At 69.9% G+C, this 16,230-nt stretch carries 15 protein-coding genes and 2 pseudogenes; 9 read left to right on the top strand and 8 right to left on the bottom strand.

Annotated elements, in window-relative coordinates; genetic code table 11:
* Positions 1 to 390: 390 nt before the first annotated feature.
* The 3 genes from ACR68M_RS35495 to ACR68M_RS35485 form a co-directional block, all read right to left on the bottom strand.
* Positions 391 to 2,829 carry a Helicase associated domain protein gene (locus tag ACR68M_RS35495; protein WP_441251818.1) on the bottom strand — a complete coding sequence of 813 codons (2,439 nt, stop codon included), beginning with the start codon at positions 2,827 to 2,829 and terminating at the stop codon, positions 391 to 393.
* Positions 2,830 to 2,975: 146 nt separating this feature from the next.
* On the bottom strand, positions 2,976 to 3,410 hold the full coding sequence (locus ACR68M_RS35490; RefSeq protein WP_441251817.1) for a hypothetical protein: 435 nt from the start codon (positions 3,408 to 3,410) through the stop codon (positions 2,976 to 2,978).
* 143 nt (positions 3,411 to 3,553) lie between these two features.
* Entirely contained in the window at positions 3,554 to 3,712 is a 159-nt protein-coding gene (locus tag ACR68M_RS35485; protein WP_441251816.1) for a hypothetical protein, read from the bottom strand.
* 745 nt (positions 3,713 to 4,457) lie between these two features.
* Between ACR68M_RS35485 and ACR68M_RS35480 the strand changes: the two are divergent.
* Together ACR68M_RS35480 and ACR68M_RS35475 are read left to right on the top strand one after the other, a co-directional pair.
* Positions 4,458 to 5,678 (top strand): annotated as a pseudogene (locus ACR68M_RS35480) (IS256 family transposase).
* A 72-nt stretch (positions 5,679 to 5,750) separates the two neighbouring features.
* Positions 5,751 to 6,434, top strand: coding sequence for an alpha/beta fold hydrolase (locus ACR68M_RS35475; protein WP_441248271.1), 684 nt, complete (start codon positions 5,751 to 5,753; stop codon positions 6,432 to 6,434).
* Between the two features lie 38 nt (positions 6,435 to 6,472).
* Here the strand turns inward: ACR68M_RS35475 and ACR68M_RS35470 are convergent, their stop codons facing one another.
* A complete protein-coding gene (locus ACR68M_RS35470) occupies positions 6,473 to 6,760 on the bottom strand; it encodes a hypothetical protein (RefSeq protein WP_441248272.1) in 288 nt (95 codons plus the stop codon).
* A 191-nt stretch (positions 6,761 to 6,951) separates the two neighbouring features.
* Here ACR68M_RS35470 and ACR68M_RS35465 point away from each other — a divergent pair, with 191 nt between their 5' ends.
* Both ACR68M_RS35465 and ACR68M_RS35460 read left to right on the top strand, forming a co-directional pair.
* On the top strand, positions 6,952 to 7,344 hold the full coding sequence (locus tag ACR68M_RS35465; RefSeq protein WP_441248273.1) for a hypothetical protein: 393 nt from the start codon (positions 6,952 to 6,954) through the stop codon (positions 7,342 to 7,344).
* Positions 7,345 to 7,354: 10 nt separating this feature from the next.
* Positions 7,355 to 7,846, top strand: coding sequence for a MarR family winged helix-turn-helix transcriptional regulator (locus tag ACR68M_RS35460; protein ID WP_441248270.1), 492 nt, complete (start codon positions 7,355 to 7,357; stop codon positions 7,844 to 7,846).
* 496 nt (positions 7,847 to 8,342) lie between these two features.
* Here the strand turns inward: ACR68M_RS35460 and ACR68M_RS35455 are convergent, their stop codons facing one another.
* On the bottom strand, positions 8,343 to 8,858 hold the full coding sequence (locus ACR68M_RS35455; RefSeq protein WP_441248269.1) for a hypothetical protein: 516 nt from the start codon (positions 8,856 to 8,858) through the stop codon (positions 8,343 to 8,345).
* Between the two features lie 280 nt (positions 8,859 to 9,138).
* Here ACR68M_RS35455 and ACR68M_RS35450 point away from each other — a divergent pair, with 280 nt between their 5' ends.
* Entirely contained in the window at positions 9,139 to 9,693 is a 555-nt protein-coding gene (locus ACR68M_RS35450) for an SMI1/KNR4 family protein (protein WP_441248268.1), read from the top strand.
* A gap of 181 nt (positions 9,694 to 9,874) precedes the next feature.
* On the opposite strand, the pseudogene ACR68M_RS35445 reads toward ACR68M_RS35450, so the two are convergent.
* A pseudogene (locus ACR68M_RS35445) lies at positions 9,875 to 10,480 on the bottom strand (HNH endonuclease); the annotation flags it as partial.
* Positions 10,481 to 11,027: 547 nt separating this feature from the next.
* Positions 11,028 to 11,339, bottom strand: a complete 312-nt coding sequence (locus tag ACR68M_RS35440; protein WP_441248267.1) for a hypothetical protein — start codon at positions 11,337 to 11,339, stop codon at positions 11,028 to 11,030.
* 15 nt (positions 11,340 to 11,354) lie between these two features.
* Between ACR68M_RS35440 and ACR68M_RS35435 the strand changes: the two genes are divergently transcribed.
* Positions 11,355 to 12,632 (top strand): zinc-binding dehydrogenase, encoded by a 1,278-nt coding sequence (locus tag ACR68M_RS35435; RefSeq protein ID WP_441248266.1) that lies wholly within the window; start codon positions 11,355 to 11,357, stop codon positions 12,630 to 12,632.
* 144 nt (positions 12,633 to 12,776) lie between these two features.
* Here the strand turns inward: ACR68M_RS35435 and ACR68M_RS35430 are convergent, their stop codons facing one another.
* Positions 12,777 to 13,757 carry a helix-turn-helix domain-containing protein gene (locus ACR68M_RS35430; RefSeq protein ID WP_441248265.1) on the bottom strand — a complete coding sequence of 327 codons (981 nt, stop codon included), beginning with the start codon at positions 13,755 to 13,757 and terminating at the stop codon, positions 12,777 to 12,779.
* A 58-nt stretch (positions 13,758 to 13,815) separates the two neighbouring features.
* On the opposite strand from ACR68M_RS35430, the gene ACR68M_RS35425 reads away from it, so the two are divergent.
* The 3 genes from ACR68M_RS35425 to ACR68M_RS35415 all read left to right on the top strand — a co-directional run bounded on the left by ACR68M_RS35425 (position 13,816) and on the right by ACR68M_RS35415 (position 16,209).
* A complete protein-coding gene (locus ACR68M_RS35425; protein WP_441248264.1) occupies positions 13,816 to 15,030 on the top strand; it encodes an MFS transporter in 1,215 nt (404 codons plus the stop codon).
* A gap of 169 nt (positions 15,031 to 15,199) precedes the next feature.
* Entirely contained in the window at positions 15,200 to 15,790 is a 591-nt protein-coding gene (locus ACR68M_RS35420; RefSeq protein WP_441248263.1) for a hypothetical protein, read from the top strand.
* Between the two features lie 2 nt (positions 15,791 to 15,792).
* Positions 15,793 to 16,209, top strand: coding sequence for a transposase (locus tag ACR68M_RS35415; RefSeq protein WP_441248262.1), 417 nt, complete (start codon positions 15,793 to 15,795; stop codon positions 16,207 to 16,209).
* Positions 16,210 to 16,230 lie beyond the last annotated feature (21 nt).

Below are 16,230 nucleotides of genomic sequence, written 5' to 3'. Positions count from 1 at the left end.
CGGTGGTCTTGCCCTCCATCGCCCCGCCGTCCGCCAGGCTCTGATTCGCGCTCCGCGCGGTCGGAGCCGCTCCGCGTGTCCTGGACCTGACCTTCGGTCAGGTCTGGCCCGACGCTTCGCTTTCGGGCGGGCCGTCTCCGCTTCGCTCCAACGTCCTGAGTGGCTGATGCTTCGTCATCTATGCTTGCTTACTTTTTAGTTGATCTCAAAACGGGCTGACTGGACGGGCCTCTGGTTGGAGCGCGAGTGATCCATGCTAATTGGTCTAGACCTCCTGAGATAGCTCCGCTCCCCCAGCGCGGCGTGCCTTCTCGGGCTGGGCTGGCTCAGCCCTGTTGCCTTAGCGTATTTTTCCCGTGTCTTCGGAGTTCGGCTCCCGTCCCTCCCGAATCACGCCGTGTCCGGGGTGGCGGCCCATCCCTCCCCGAGAAGGCTGGTGATCGCCGCCTGGTCTTCGGCTCGGAGCGCGCCGCTGCGGGCTTTGCTTCTCGTCTTGGCGAGCCAGGCTCCGATCGCGATCTTCTCGCCGTCGACGGTGATGCTCTCGCGGGCTTCGGGGAGCCGGCCTTCCTCGCGGATGAGGAAGGCATCGAGGAGGTCATGGTTCTGACGGAAAGTCCGGCGGGTGCGCGCGGGGGCCGGCCGGAGGGGGTTGGTCTGCGGGGTGAGGCCGAGCTCGGTGAGCAGGCGCTGTTGGTCAGTATGGAGCTTGGCCCATCCGGTGAGCTGGCGCTGCAGCCAGGGCCCGATCTTGATGCCCGCGAGGACGCTGTCGGGGTGGAGGTTCGCGGGGTCGTTGCCAGCGCGTAGGTGGGTGCGGAGGGTGGCGTATTTGCGGTGCCAGTCGGGGCCGTGGGGCAGGCGCCAGTGGGGGTCGATGTGGTCGAGGTCGGCGGTGCGTTGGGGGGTGAGTTGGCCGCGGGTGGCTTTGGTGCGTTGTTCGGCGAGGAAGCGGCCGCCGGGGTCGGTGGTGGGGATGGCGAGGTGGCCGGTCTGCTGGTGGTGGTTGGTGATGGTGGTGAGGTTGGCCTGCCATTGGGCTTCGGGGGCGTTCCAGATCATGCCGAGGGCGTCGAGTTCGGCGGTCCACTCGGGTAGAAGGGTGCCTTGGTGGTAGGCGGTGCGCTGGCCGGAGATGAACTCGCCCAGGGTGTAGCCGTAGGGGTCGACGTACTCGTGCGGGACGGCGAGGTGGCCGTGTTCGTCGCGGTAGGCCTGGGCGGAGGCCAGGCCCTTGAGGCGGGGCCGGGTGCTGATGTGTGCGGGGTCGAAGGAGATGAGGTCCATCGCTCTGGCGATCGCCTCGGGGTGGATGTCGTAGTCGAAGCGCCAGCGGCGCTTGACCAGTTCGCGGATCTCCCCCGGCAGCCGGTTGGAGCGGTTCGGCAGCCGGTCCGCGATCCGGTGGTCGTGGCTGCGCAGCGCGGTGGCGATCGCCCAGACGGGTTCGTAAGGGGTGCCGAGGATGTCGTTGGGGTCGGCGCCCGCCGGGATGTAGGCGGGGATGATCAGGTGGGCGAGTTTGTCGGCCCCGGCGGGCTTGCGCAGGGCGCGGCCGAGGGCCTGGACGCAGCGGATGACGCTACGGGTCGTGTCGGCGATGACGATGCCGTCGACAGCTCCGATGTCGATGCCTTCGGTGAGGACCTTGGAGTTGGTGAGGATCGCGGCGGGTGCTGCGGTGAAGGCGTCGAGGGTGTCGCGGCGGTCGTCGGGCAGGTCGTCGCCGTTGATGTGCAGGACCCTGGGGATGGTGGGCGGGCGCAGCTCTGGGGGGAGGAGGCGCAGGGTGTGGGGGTATTCGCGGGTGAAGTCGCGGGCGGTGGCGACTTCGTTGAAGTAGACGATGACATGGTGGAGGCCGTTGTCCGTCATGGCCTTGTGGACGGCGAGGTGCAGGGCGGTGGTGCGCAGCGCGCTGCCGGCCCGGGAGCTGGTGGAGGTGGCGGGCGTAGTCGTGGTGGCGGGCGCCGTGGTGGTGTCGTGGAGGCGCTTGTGGAGGTCGGTGTCGGTGATGGTGGGGATGAGGATGCGGTAGTCGGCGAGGACGCCGTCCTCGATGGCTTGGTGGAGGGGGTAGTGGTGGACGGTGGGGCCGTAGAGGTGGGTGTTGTCGAGTGAGTTGATCAGCCGCGGATCGCGGGACGCGCGGTTGGTGGTGGTGCGTCGGCGTGGGCGGTGGGGTGTGGCGTCGGGGTCCTCGGTCAGGTCGGGGCTGTCCCAGATGCGGGGGGTCGCTGTGAGGAACAGGCGCCGGTCGGCCTGGACCTCGCGGTCGTCGAGGGCCCTGGCCCAGTTCTTGTCGTGGTGGCCGGAGATCCGGTGGGCCTCGTCCATGATCGCGAGGTCGAACGCGGGTGCTTGTAGGGCCTGTTGGGCTTCGGTGATCTTGCGGAGGCTGTCGTAGAGGACGAACACCGTCAGCTGCTCGGTGGTCTTCATCAGGCGAGCGAGGATGGTGAAGTCGCTGGTGCTGCCGACGTTCGCCATCTTCAGGTCGGTGCTCGCGCCGGCGTCCATCGAGGAGACCAGCAGCATCGGCTCCGTGCGGTGGTCCGCGCGCCACGCCAGGGCCGTCTGCACCGCCAGGTCCTTCGTCGGCAGTACCACCATCGTCCTGTGGGCGTCGGCCTCCTCGCTGACCCGGATCCCGATCAGCGTCTTGCCCGTCCCACACGCGGAGACCACCGTCGCCCGCGACCCCGCACGGCGCAGCTGCCGGGCGGCGGCGGCGATGGCGGCCGCCTGATCCGGACGCGGTTGCCGACGCTGGGTGGTTTTCGACGTGGGGTCTGAGGCCGGGGCCGGGGGGCGAGGGTTGGTGGTCACGGACAGCAAGTCTCGCAGCCCGGACGGGGTGTGGGTGATGGTTCGGGGGTCGTCCCGGCGTGTCAGGAAGGTGGGTTGGGTCGCGGTGGTTGCGGGAAGGGTTGGCGGTGTGCGGGCCGGGTCGCGGCTGGGGTCGGTGGGGCGGCTCAGGTGTGCCGGCTGGTGTCGCGGTAGTGGAAACCGGTATCGGGGCCACCGGTGAAGACCACCGCGTCCTCCTCCAGGCCGAGGGCGTCGAGCAGTACCCGGAGTGCTTCGTCTTCTTCTTCGTGGGAGCGGTGCAGCCACACCCACGTCTCGTCCTGACCGTAGGTCATGAGGCTGAGCGCGAAGTGCCGCCGGTTGATCGTGAACACGGCGGCGTTCACCTCGCCGGGATCTTCCCAGCTGCGTTCCACCGTCAGGCGCAGCCGTGCGGCCAGGGCGTCCAGTGGGGGCTTCAGGCCGGCGATCATCCGGAAGCTGCTCGCGGCGGCTTCCCAGAGGCTGGACTGCGCGGCCGGGTTCCGGCCGACGTAGTACGGCGGGACGGTGGCCGGCTGCCAGTCGGGCTCCGGCCCGGGTACGACAATCTGCGCCATGCTCTCCCCCTCGGCACGACTGCGTGTGGTAGGGCGCAGCGTAACCCGTTGCCGTGGCAAGGGTCGTGGCGGGTGCGGGCTTCGTCAGCGCTGTCTGTTGCTTCTCTTGGAGCTGGCTGGCGCTCGTCCAGCAGGCCTGGAAGTCATGTGGTGGGCCGGGTCCAGAGCATCGTCCCGCCGTCGGGGTTCACCGTCGGCTCGAGGCTGGTGAGTTTCCCGGCCTGGCCGATCATCTGGCCGCGCGCGTGCGCCACCACCCGGCAGTGGTGGCTGGGTTCGGACGGCCGCGTCGACTGGACCACGCTGCCGCAGGACACGGTGTTCGGCAGAAGTCTCCGGTCGTGCTCAGTCCTGAACGGTGTCGTGCCCTTTGTCGTCCTCGGCGCGGAGCTGATCGCCTGTCGGCGCGGTGTCAGCTCGCGGGCTGTAGACCTGGGCCGCGGTAGCTCTGCGGCGGGTGTCGATAGCGCCGAAGCCGCTTGCAGCATGTCTGGCCACACGGCGAGGTCTTCCGCGGTCCGCGGTCAGGTCCCGGTCGGCGTTGTCCAGGACAACCACCGGATTCAGGTCAAGGGCACGGCCCGTTGCTCGGTTTTGGGGGCATCGGCTGGTAGCAGCCCCGCATCTTCGTAGGGCGCTGGGTGGATGTCGGGTCTGTCGTTCGGCGAGCGGGAACACCCGCAGGGTGTTTTGCGATGGTGGACCTATCGACTGTCCTCGCGCTGGCCCCGGTCCGGTGGAGGAATACGAGACGGTCCGAATATGTGGCTGTTGCCAGCTCGAAGGGGCGGCTTCCGGCCGGAGCATCTCATCGGCAGTGCCGGACGCTGGAGCCGGTGGCAGGAGATCAGCCTCACCACTCCCCCGGCGGGTGTTCGGCAACAGGCCGGGGTTGCGTCCAGGGACGTGGTGTACGGGTTCCATCCGTTCTGGGGGTTTCGTCCCGGTAGCGGGTGTCGCCTGAAAACGTGAGACGGCCACCGGTTGATCCTTCGAGATGTCTGACGTCACGAAGAGGAGACCAACACGACGACCGCTTCCGACAGTCTGCGGTTCGCTGCCCTGCTGGAGGAGAACCTTGCCTCGGCGAGTCCCGACTTGTTGCGGGCGATGGTGAAGTCGTTCGCCGAGGCGATGATGTCGGCCGACGTCGACCGCGCGTGCGGCGGCGAGTACGGACGGCCGAGCGATGAGCGGGTCAACTCCCGTAATGGATAGCGGCATCGGGGCTGGGACACCCGGGCCGGGACGATCGATCTGGCGATTCCCAGGGTCCGCTCCGGCTCGTACTTCCCGTCCTGGTTGCTGGAGCGCCGCCGCCGGGCCGAGCAGGCCCTGATCTCGGTGGTCGCCACCTGCTACCTGCTCGGCGTCTCGACGCGGCGGGTGGAGAAGCTCGCCGAAACCCTGGGCGTCACCCAGCTCTCGAAGTCCCAGGTCAGCGAGATGGCCGAGTACTTGGACGAACGGGTCGGCGAGTTCCGGGGCCGCCCGCTCGACCAGGGCCCTTACATGTTCGTCTGGGTCGACGCGCTGACCCAGAAGGTCCGCGAGGGCGGTCGCGTGGTCAACGTCCACTGCCTGGTCGCGGTCGGCGTCAACAACGAGGGCCAGCGCGAGGTTCTTGGCCTGGATGTCGCCACCACCGAGGACGGAGCCGGCTGGCTCGCCTTTCTCCGGTCGTTGGTCGCCCGCGGACTGGGCGGTGTCAAGCTGGTTGTCTCCGACGCCCACGCCGGCCTGGTGGACGCCATCGGCGCCACCCTGCCCGGCGCGTCCTGGCAGCGCTGTCGAACGCACTACGCGAGGAACCTGCTGTCGCAGGTTCCGAGGTCCGCCCAGCCGTGGGTCGCCACTCTCCTGCGGACTGTCTTCGAACAGCCCGACGCCGGCGCGGTGCGAAAGCAGATGGCCACGGTCATCGCCGCCCTCGACGAGCGATTCCCCAAAGCCGCAGAGCACTTGGACAGCGTCCGCGAAGACCTGCTGGCGTTCGCGGCCTTCCCGAGAACGGTCTGGAAGTCGATCTGGTCGAACAACCCGCAGGAGCGCCTGAACAAGGAGATCCGGCGCCGCACCGACGTCGTCGGAATCTTCCCCGACCGATCCTCGATCGTCCGCCTGGTCGGCGCCGTCCTGTCCGGGCAGAGCGACGAATGGGCCGAACAACGGCGCTACATCGGCTCCGAGATCCTCGGCCGCTGCCGCCTCCACCCGATCGAGGGAGAAACCCCCGACGAGACCACCACCGCCGCCCTCACGGCCTAACCTGAAACTGGATCACCGAGTGGCCGTCGATACACCACTCCAGCGGACGTGACCTGAGGATACTTTTCGGGTATGGCTGATCATCGCTCAATTGACGTTGGAGGAGTCCGGCTTGCCTACCAGGTCTCGGGACCGCTGGATGCTCCGCCGCTAGTTCTGTTGCACGCTCTGGGCGAGGGCGCCACGGACTGGGACTCGGTGGCGCCCGCCTTCGCCCGCTACTGGCGCGTGTACGCACTCGACCTGCGTGGTCACGGTCAGAGCGACTGGCCGAACCACTACTCGCTGGAACTCATGCAGGCCGACGTACTCGGCTTCCTGGATGCGCTGGCACTTGACCGTGTGGACCTGATCGGCCACTCGATGGGTGGGATCGTGGCCTATCTCCTCGCCGAGGACCATCCGCGGCGGGTGGACCGACTCGTATTGGAGGACGTTCCAGTTCCACGTCCCCGGGAGCTGACCTCCCCAACCAGGCCAGAGGGGGAGCTGCCCTTCGACTGGGAGATGGTGTTGGCCATCAGGAGGCAGGTCGACGTGCCTAACCCGGCATGGCTGGAGCGGTTGAGCCAAATCACGGCGGTGACCCTCATCGTGGCCGGCGGTCCAGACAGCCATGTGCCCCAGGACGGCATTGCCGAGTTGGCCCGTCGCATTCCGGGTGGGCGAGTTGTCACCGTTCCAGCCGGACATCTGATCCATCACACCGAACCGGAGGCGTTTACGGAGGCGGTCCTGGCGTTCCTGCGTGCCTGAGGGAGATTTCCGAACTCACGAGCAGGCCAGGATGTTCATCAGCTCCTGGTGCTCCTGGTGGGCCTTCTTCTCCCGGGCCTTCTGCCGCTCGTCGTAGGCGGCGCGGGTGTCCGGGCTCTCTCCAGCGCGTCCAGCAGAGTGTGCCGGCCTTGGCGGCCGTAGCGCCACCACACCGGCCCGAGCGGGCCGTGCTCGGCCAACAGCTCCAGGGTGGTGGTGATGACCGGCACCGCGCCGTTGTACTCGCGCCAGCCGTCCCCGTCGGCATCGTCTCCTCGGATGACCCACCAGCCACCGCCCCAGGCGTCGCGGCCCAGGTCCGCCACCGCCTGCTGACGGTTGGCCAGGGCGAGGGGCCCGGCGTCGGTGACGACCAGGGCGACGGGCGGGTGGCCCGGCCGGGTGTGGCCGGGCCAGGTCCGGCGCCACCAGTGGACCGTCCCGGTCGGTCGGGTCCTCGGTGGCCAGCGCCGGGTCGATGCTCTTCACCTTCGTGCGGAACAGCTCGCGGTAGGCGGTGAACTTCGCGGCCACCCGCTCCGGCGACATGGTGGAGCGGTCGACCTCGACCATCAGCACCGGCGCGCGGTCGGGGTCGTCCTTGCCCGGTCTGGGCGGCGGCCTGCGCCAGGTGGCCGAGGAGGTGGGCGGTGAGGACCAGGTGCCGGCGCCGGAACGGCTCCACTTCGCCTGGGCGCTCGGTCTCCTGGTCCTGGACGAAGCGGAGCACCGGCGGGCCGGGACGGGTGCGGCCGTCGTCTGCTGCGCGGGGACGTCGGCGACAGTGGGGGCGGCCGCGGGACGCCACAGGGCTTCGACGGGCGAAGCGGCACCGATGGGTACGAGCGGGGCCATCCCACTGCCCTCAGGCGTCGAGAACATCCGCCCCAGGCCGGACGCCCGGATATAGCATCGTGATCATGGACTTCCTGACCGGCACCACCACCGACCAGGCACCGGCCAATCCGAATGCCACCGACGACATACTGGCCAGCCAGCCAATCGGCTACTGGAGCGGTCAGGCTCACGCCGTCGTTACCAGGCATCTGCGTGACGCCATGGCAGGGATCGACGTCACGCAGCCGCAGTACTGGGTGCTCAACAGCGTCAAGTACCAGCCTGCGGCGCCGAGCCGCGACGAGATAGCCGCCCAGCTGCTGCCCCTCGCGGATGGGCAACACGAGATCCCCCGCGTCGTCGCCCAGCTGCTCCACCGTGGCTGGCTACGGACCGACGCCACAGACCACCTGTACCTCACCGATGCAGGAGAAGCGGCCAGGACACGGCTGCGTGAACTGGTAACCGATCTTCGTGCCGTGGTCCACGACGGCATCAGCGACGACGACTACGCGGCCACGCTCAAGGTGCTGCGCAGGATGATCTCCAACATCGAGGCCGCCGGAAAGCCATAGGGCGTTGGGGAAAAGCATCCCCCGGCAACCAGGAGGTGGTGTTACGACAGCTCCGCGAGGAAGCCGACCAGCGCGCCGCCCTACCCCACCGATCGAACCCCAGCACGTCCAACACGGGCGCAGCCCGGCGTTCGCCTCCCGGCGGCCTCCCGCTTCTCTTCAGCCTCCCGTTCCAGCCGTTCCTTTCGGTCCTGGCGGCAGGACCAGCAGCGGCCGCTGCGGCGGCGGGTCCACTGGCCGTGGAGCCCGTACTCGTAGGTGCTCTCCTGCGTGGGGACCTGGCTGCAGTCGGTGCATGCCAGGGTCTGCATCAGCGCGCGGTGGGCCTGCTTGGCCTTCTTCTCCCGGCGGCCTGGCGGGTGTCGTAGGCAGCCCGGCTGTTCGGGTCCTCCAGCGCCAGCGCCTCGATGAGGGAGCACCGGGGTGGCCGGTGCTGCCGGTGCCCGGAAGTGGATGCCGACGTTGCCGTGGTCGCCACGGGTGACGCCCCATACGGTCAGGTCCTGGGGATCGGTGGCCAGGCCGGTCTCTTCCAGCAGTTCCTGGGCGGCGTGCCGGCGAAGGGCTGCCAGGTCGAGCGTCTTGCCCGCTGTGGGGGCTCCGCCGATCTGCCGGGCAGCGCCCGCTGTCGCGGGTGGGCGGTGGAGGCCGAGCTCCGCCCGACGATCAGGTCGCCGTCCTCGATGCCTTGCAGGACGGTGACGAACACGGACGCCGGCAGCCAGGCGCAGGTCCGGGCGCTGCGCAGCGCGCGGTAGTGGTAGGTGACGTGGGCCCACTGCAGCAGCAGCTCGGTGCTGCTGCAGTGGGCTCGACGGCGTTGCAGGCCGCTGCGGGGTCGTCGAACAGGGCTGGCTGGCGGGCCGGCGACTCCTCTCAGGGCCGACTCCAGGGCCTTCTGCACCGTCAGGAAGCCGACCCCGTACTTGCGCTGCAGGGCACGCTGAGACAGGCCGGCGCGCGAGTCACGGCGGATCGCCGCGTACAGATCGACCTTGGACTTCGGCAGCACCCGGACCCCCTCGTCGTGACGAGCACAGCCATGGTCCCGAAGCAAGCACCCGAGTGCTCTCAAAACTCGGCGACATCACTCTCCCGTGGCACGGGGTGCTCTCGCCGCCGAGCGACAGGTGCTCTCACTGCTCAGGCACGAGTTCTGTGGTTGGTGACCGTGGGTAACGAGATTCATAATACGGAGGCTTGATCAGTAGGGTGTCCCGGATTGAAGTTGCGCCGACGTGCGGACAAAGCGGACGAAGGCGCTCTGGCTGAGCCTCTTGGAAGGACTCCTGATGCATCCGAGCGTCGCCAGGCTGGCTGAGCTGATGCCACCACACGCCGGAGCCGGTGATGCGATCGATTGGGATGAGGCCCGCCGGAAGTGGGGGACTGACTTCCCCGCGGACTACCGCGACTTCGTCTCTGTCTACGGTGGTGGCTCGATCGACAACGGCTTCTTCGTAGGGCTGCCGCTCCTGGTTGCCCCGGGGGTCCGACGCCCACTGACGTTCGAGGAGTTGAACGAGGACGGATACGGCCTGCTGGATCTGGAGCCGGATGAGGACCCGGACCTGCGGGGACGGATCTCCTGGGCGATGGACTGCGGTGCCAACCATGCATTCTGGGACACCTCGGATCCGGACCCGGACAGCTGGACCGTCCTTGTGCTCGCACGCGAAGGCGACTGGGTGGCCCACGCGTGCGGGATGGTCGAGTTCCTCGTCGGCCTCATGACCGGAGAAATCACGAGCATGGGCGGATTCTCCCCCGAGCAGGCGCTCTTCTTGAACTGGCGGGAGGAGCGGCTCCTCAAGGAGGCGGGGATCGATCCCTGGCCTCACACCTGAGAGTCGAAGGCGGTGCTCAGTCGGCCAGCAGGACCCGCTTGCGCAGAAGGTCGAAGCCCGCACGACCGTACATTTGGCGTTTGATCATCTTGATGCGGTTGACGTGCCCTTCGACCGCGCCGGAGCTCCAGGGCAGCGTCAGGCCGGCGATCACGGCGTCACGTCCCCGGGTCTTGACGGCATGGCAGTTGGGGCAGAGCACCACCATGTTGACCGGATGGTCCAGGCCTCCGTCTTTCAGGCCGTCGACGTGGTCGACCTCGACGATGGGCTGCTCGTTGCGGCCAATCACATGGAAGCCGGGATGGCCGCATCCGGGATGCTCGCAGCGGCCCCCGGCGCGCTCCCGGAACACGGCCGAGCGCACCACCTCGGTCTTCAGCGCCGCACTGGTGGCGGGACGGGCGCTCTGTGCCGCCTCCTCCGCCTCGACGCGCTGCCGGTAGGTCGGCGGCGGTGCCGGTCGGCCCCACTCACCGAGGCGCTCCGCGGTCCGTGCCGCTGTGTCAGCCCGGTCCGGTTGGTCCGCAACCGGCGCGGTGTACCAGTCCGGTGCCGTGACACCGCTGATCCGCTCCAGGTCGAAGCCGTGCTCCGTCAGGCGGAACCGAGCCCGGTCGACTTCCTCGTCGGTGAACAACTCCCTGAACCAGGGCAGGCACACCGCAAATTCGACGCTGGAATCGAGCTTCTTCTTCTCCCACAGCTTGGCAAATCCGTCGGATGTGTCCTTGACCGAGGCCAGAAGCTGCTTCGCGGTGATCACCCCGCCGGAGATCACGATCATCTTCAGGAAGGCGGTCGGGTTTACCCCGCCTTCTGCAACGCTGGTACGCCGGCCCGGAGGTACGCCTCGAACCTCTTGCCGAGCTCGCCGTACCCATTGTCACGAACCATGGTGAATGCCTCCCCCCGGCCCGCGAACTCCGCGCGCCTCCGCCGATCCTAGGCCCCGACACCGAGGCGCCGGGGCCGGGGCCGGTCCCACGAGTTCCGCGATCAGATGGGCAGCGGCAAGTCGAAGCCGGGTCGCTCCGGGTCCAGATGGCCGCCGCAACCGCAGGCCGTGTCGTGGGTATGCGGAGCCGGGGCGGTGTCGAGGCGGGTCGACGGGTAGGTCGGCTCGGCGTCGTGCGGCTGCGGCCCGCTCGACTTCCTCCCCGCCCCCGAGTTGCCGGTCGAGGGCGGGGTACCGTCCCGCCGCCGAGCTCGCCTACACCGCCGGCACCGGCCAGGAACGCCACCGGCCGCGAGCGTTCGTGGAACGCCACCGGTCCCGGTGTCGGCGCCGAGGAGGCCGCGGCGCAGCTGGCGGCGTGCGCCCGGGTGTGGGATCAGGCGGGCCCGGACGGCGGGAGTCGGGCGTGGGAGCGGCGCTGACGGTCCTTCCCGTGGCTACTGGTGGTCCTGGTCGGCACGCCGGCCGCCGGGGTCCGCTCGGCGGCGGCGGACCTGCGCCTCGCCTCCGAGGAGAACCCGGCCACCGCCGAGATGCTGGCCGCCGTCCCGGCCGGCGCCGCCCGGCTGGCTGGCTGCCCGCCCGCCTCGGCGCGGGCAACACCCCGGAGCAGCTCGTTCTGCCGCCCGGACCGCTTCGCGACATCCAGCGCCGTCACCCCGGTCTGCGCGAGATCGCCGAGCGCCACCCCTCCGTCGGCGAGGTGCGTGGACTCGGCGTGTTCTGGGCGGTCGAGCTGGTCCGTGACCGTGGGACGCGCGAGATGCTGGTGCCCTACGCGGCGAGCGGAGCGCAGACCCGGCCGGTGGACGAGGTGGTCGCCGCCTGCAAGGAGCGCGGCATGTGGCCGGTCTACAACTTCAACCGCATCCACGTCGTGCCGCCGTGCACCATCACCGACGAGGAGGCCCGTCAGGGCCTGGAGATCCTGGACGAGGCGCTCAACGCCGCAGACCGGCACGTGAACGGACGGCCCCTGTCGACCGCCTGCCCCGCTACACCAGCTGAGAGGTACCCCATGAGAGCAGTCGTCGTACTCACGGTGACCGAGTGCCCTGACCCGGTTCCCGGCCCCGGCGAACTGGTGGTCCGGGTGGCGGCCGCAGGCGTCAACTACAAGGATGTGTACGAGCGCGAGGGCCGCAGCCCGCTGGCCGCCCCGCTGGTGCCCGGCAGCGAGGGAGCCGGGACGGTCCTCTCCGTCGGTCCGGGCGCCGACACTTTCGCACCCGGCGACCGCGTCGCCTGGTGGTCGGCGCCCGGCAGCTACGCCGAGCAGGCCGTCGTCCCGGTCCGGGCGGCGGTCCGGCTACCGGCGGACATCACGGAGCAGGCCGCAGCCGCCGTCCTGCCCCAGGGCCTGACCGCCCAGTACCTCACCACCTCCAGCTACCCGGTCATCGCCGGGGAGGCGGCGCTGGTGCCGACCGCCGCCGGAGGGCTGGGACAGCAGCTCGTCCGGGTGCTGCCCCGGCGCGGCGTCCACGTCGTCGGCACGGTCTCCACCGAGACCAAGGCCCGGATCGCCCGCGCTGCGGGCGCCCGGGACGTGCTGGTGCTGCCACCCGGCTCCGGGAACCGGCCGGCCGAGCTCGCCGCCCGGATTCGCGAACTCACCGGCGGCCGGGGCGTTGAGGTGGTGTTCGACGGCGTCGGCAAGGACACCTTCGAGCTGGGGCTGGCGTCCTTGCGCCGGCGCGGCACCTTCGTCCTGGTTGGGGCCGCCTCCGGCCCGGTCCCGCCGTTCGACCCCCAGCGGCTGGCGGCCGCCGGCTCGCTGTTCCTGACCCGGCCGACCCTGGTCGACCACGCCACCGCCCCCGAGGAGCTCGCCACCCGCGCCGCCGAGGTCTTCGCCTGGCTACGCGACGGCACCCTCACCGCCACCCACACCACCCACTACCCCCTCGCTCAGGCCGCCCAGGCCCAAACCGATCTCCAAGGCCGCCGGACCACCGGCAAACTCCTGCTCATCCCCTGAGCCCGCCGCTCCACCCGACTTTCGCGGGAGTGTCAGCTTCTTGGCTCATACAAGATGGGTGCAGATCTTCTGAGGGCGGCGTACGTTGCTGGCCTGCAGCAACGTACGCTGCTACGCCAGTGGAGCGGGTGGCGGGTCGGCTGGTCAGGCGACGTCGGCTGGGCTGGAGAGCAGATCGCCGGTTGCGGTACGCCGGTAGACGACCCGTCGGCCGACCCTCGTCCCGGCTATCAGGTCGGCCTCGCGCAGCACAGCAAGGTGGCCTCCGACGGTGCCGAGCGAGAGGCCGAGCTGGGCGGCGAGTTCGCTACTGGTCGCTGGGCGTTCGAGTTCGGTGAGGATCGCCGCCCGGCCGGTCCCGATCAGGCGGCCGAGGGCATGTTCGGGGCTCGGGTGTGCCGTCGTGGCGGAGCCGCGCGCCGGGTAGACCAGCGCGATCCGTCCGGGCGTCGCGTCGCAGAGCCAGGTGCCGCTCGACGCGCTGACCGGCACGAAGAGCATGCCCTCGTCGGCGACCACATGGTCGGGCCCGGGGCGGTTGCTGAAACGGATCGCGTCGGCGCCGACCCAGCCGCTGCCCCGGCTCATCTGCTCCAGGGCCCGGGGCCAGCCGTAGGCGGCGAGCAGGCCCGCCCGGTAGGTGACATCGCGTTCCAGCAGTGCCCGGCGGCGCGGCCAGTCCGGGAGCACGCAGTTCCTCCAGACGTACCGGAACAGGTCGGCCGTCCTGGCCGCCCAGCCGTGACCGGTCAGCCAGTTCAAGTCGTGCTGCTTCCAGCTGTGCGCGACGGCCGCCTCCAGCTCGGCGCGCGCCTCGGTGTCGGAGATCCGGGTGACCTCGGCCAGCTCGGTGGCTAGCACGGTCCGCATGCCGCCCGACGGCGCAATGACGACGAATCCGGGCAGCCACTTGGTCGAGCCGAGCAGCCTGACCAGGCCCTTGGCGAAGGGGTCTGCGTCCAACAGGGCGTCGAACGCACCAAGATGACGAGTGTGCCAGGGGTGCAGCCACGGGTCGGTGCAGGGTCTGCCCAGCAGGATCGTCGACGCCAGGGTCTCGGCGAGCGGCGAGAGCGCGAAGCGCGACCGCGACAGGGCCATCGAGCTGAGCCGCAGCAGTGTCATCTTTCGCCTCCTGGCGAAACGATACCGTCCGCTCCCCGGCCACCGGAGACTCTGGCCGGTGCTCACACCTCTCCTTCGACAGACGCACTTCCGCTGGTTCTTCGCCGGGCGGCTGGTGTCCCTGCTCGGCAGTTCGATGGCGCCGGTCGCGCTGGCCTTCGCCGTCCTGGATTCCGCCCCCGGCTCCGGCGATCTCGGGGTGATCCTCGCCGCCCGGATGCTGCCCCTGCTCGTGTTCCTCCTGCTGGGCGGGGCCACCGCCGACCGCCTCCCGCGCCGGACGGTGCTGGTGGCCGCCAACCTCGGCTCGGCACTCACCCAGGGTGGTGTTGCGGTACTGCTGCTGACGGACCGGTACTCGCTGCTTCCGGTGGCCGCGCTGGAACTCCTGAGCGGCGTGGTCGCCGCGTTCACCACCCCCGCCCTGCGGGGCGTCGTGCCCCAACTCGTCGACCGGACACTGCTCCAGCAGGCCAATGCAGCTCTTGGCTCGGCGAACAGCGCCACGAAGGTCCTCGGACCGAGCCTCTCCGGGGTACTGGTGGTGGCCGTCGGCGGCGGCACGGCGATCGCCTTCGACGCCCTGACGTACCTGCTCGCGGCCGGATGCCTCGCCCGGCTCCCCCTCATCTCAGCCGCGCCCAAGCGCCAGAGCAGCACCGTGCTCAGAGACATCCGTGACGGCTGGACGGAGTTCCGCCGCCTGCCGTGGGTATGGACGGTGACCGGCGCCTTCTGCCTCATGAACCTGGTGCAGACCGGCACCTGGCAGATCCTCGGGCCCACCCTCACCCGGCAGCTCAGCAGCGAGGCGGTCTGGGGGTTCGTGCTCAGCGCCCGTGGGGCAGGCCTGCTGCTGATGAGCGTGCTGATGTACCGGCTGGCGGTCCGGCACCTGCTGCGGCTGGGCCAGCTGGCGAGCGCGCTCGGTGCGCTGCCCCTGCTGGCGCTCGGCGCGCGCCTGCACGCCCCCTGGCTGACCGGTGCCGCGTTCGTCGCAGGGCTGGGTTCCGCCGTCTCCGGAATCAGCTGGGAGACCTCGCTGCAGGAACACGTCCCCGCTCACGCGCTCTCCCGCGTCTCGTCCTACGACGACCTGCTCTCCTACCTCGCGATACCGATCGGCCAGCTCAGCGTCGGCCCGCTCACCCAGACCTTCGGCGGCTTCCGGGTGACTGCGACCGCGGGCATCCTCTACGCCGCGGCGGCCTTGGCTCCGCTCGCCTCCACCGCCGTCCGCCGACTGCCGCACGCACGAGCCGAGGTCAGCTGAGGCCGGTCTCCAGGGCGTCCAGGGCCAGCCACCGGCCGCCCCGCACACGCCATCCAGGCAAGGCCAATATGTACATCGAACTTCAGGCGCAGATCTGAGGGTGCCTCGTTGGGGTGATTCGCGGGCTTCTGCGGTGGGACCGAAATGGTGGGCTTCTAGCGTCGTGGGCGTGGAGCCCGCCGTGGGTGCGGGTGCCGAGCCGGGGGTGGGTGGTGTGGTGCCGTCGTTGATCGAGGCGCTGGAGGCCAGGGAGGCTGAAGTGCGTGGCCGGGCCGATCGGCTGCGCGAGCAGATCGCCGGGCTTTCCGAGGAGTTGTCCCGGCTGGAGGTGCAGCTGTCGCGGCTGCGGGTCACGCGGGGGACCGTGGATGAAGTCCTGGCCGACGGGCCGTCCTCGTCGCCCGGTGGCCAGGTGGCCGGGGACGGGGACGGGGACGGGGACGGGGACGGCTCTGGCGGGGTGGCGGCGGCGTTGCTAGTGGCCGAGGCGGAGCTGGATGTGACGGCGATGTCGCCGGAGTACCAGGCGGTCATCGGCCTGTTCGCGACCACGGGGGCGGCGATGCGCTGCAAGGAGGTGCGCGCAGTTGGGGGTCGGGTCCGAGGCGCGTCATGTGGAAGGGATGCGTGCGAAGTTGAAGCGTCTGGTCGAGCGCGGGATCCTGGCCGAGACCGCGCCGGGGCTGTTCAAGGTGGACGGGCGGAGGCAGGGATGGTGAGCGCGGCGCACGACGCTCCTCGCCCACCGCGGCACCACTGATCGTGGCGCGGTTCACCAAAAGCCAGTGCCAGCCGTGTCCCGACCGTCCCCGGTGCACGAGCTCCAGCGGCGCGCGGAACGTGGGCTTCCCCCCGCGAGAGCTCCGTGACCTGCAAGTCCGTGTCCGCACTGAGCAGCAGACGCCGGAGTGGAAGGCCCGCTACGCGGTCCGCTCCGGCGTGGAGGGCACAATCAACGAGTTCGCCCACGGCCACGGCATGCGCCGCTGCCGCTACCGCGGACAGCCAAAAGCGCACGTACAGCACGTACTCACGGCCATCGCCGTGAACACCGAACGGCTCAGCGGCCGGCCAGCCACGCAGCGGGCCCCTTCGCCGAGACCGCCAACCGCCTTCCAGGCCCTTCTGGACCAGCAGGGAATCCCCCGGTCGAAGTCCTGGCGCACCCTAAGCAGTTGACCATATCGATCAAGATCACCG

The organism is Kitasatospora sp. McL0602 (genome assembly GCF_052076145.1).
Classification (GTDB): Bacteria; Actinomycetota; Actinomycetes; order Streptomycetales; family Streptomycetaceae; genus Kitasatospora.
This window is presented reverse-complemented; position numbering and strand designations above follow the sequence as displayed.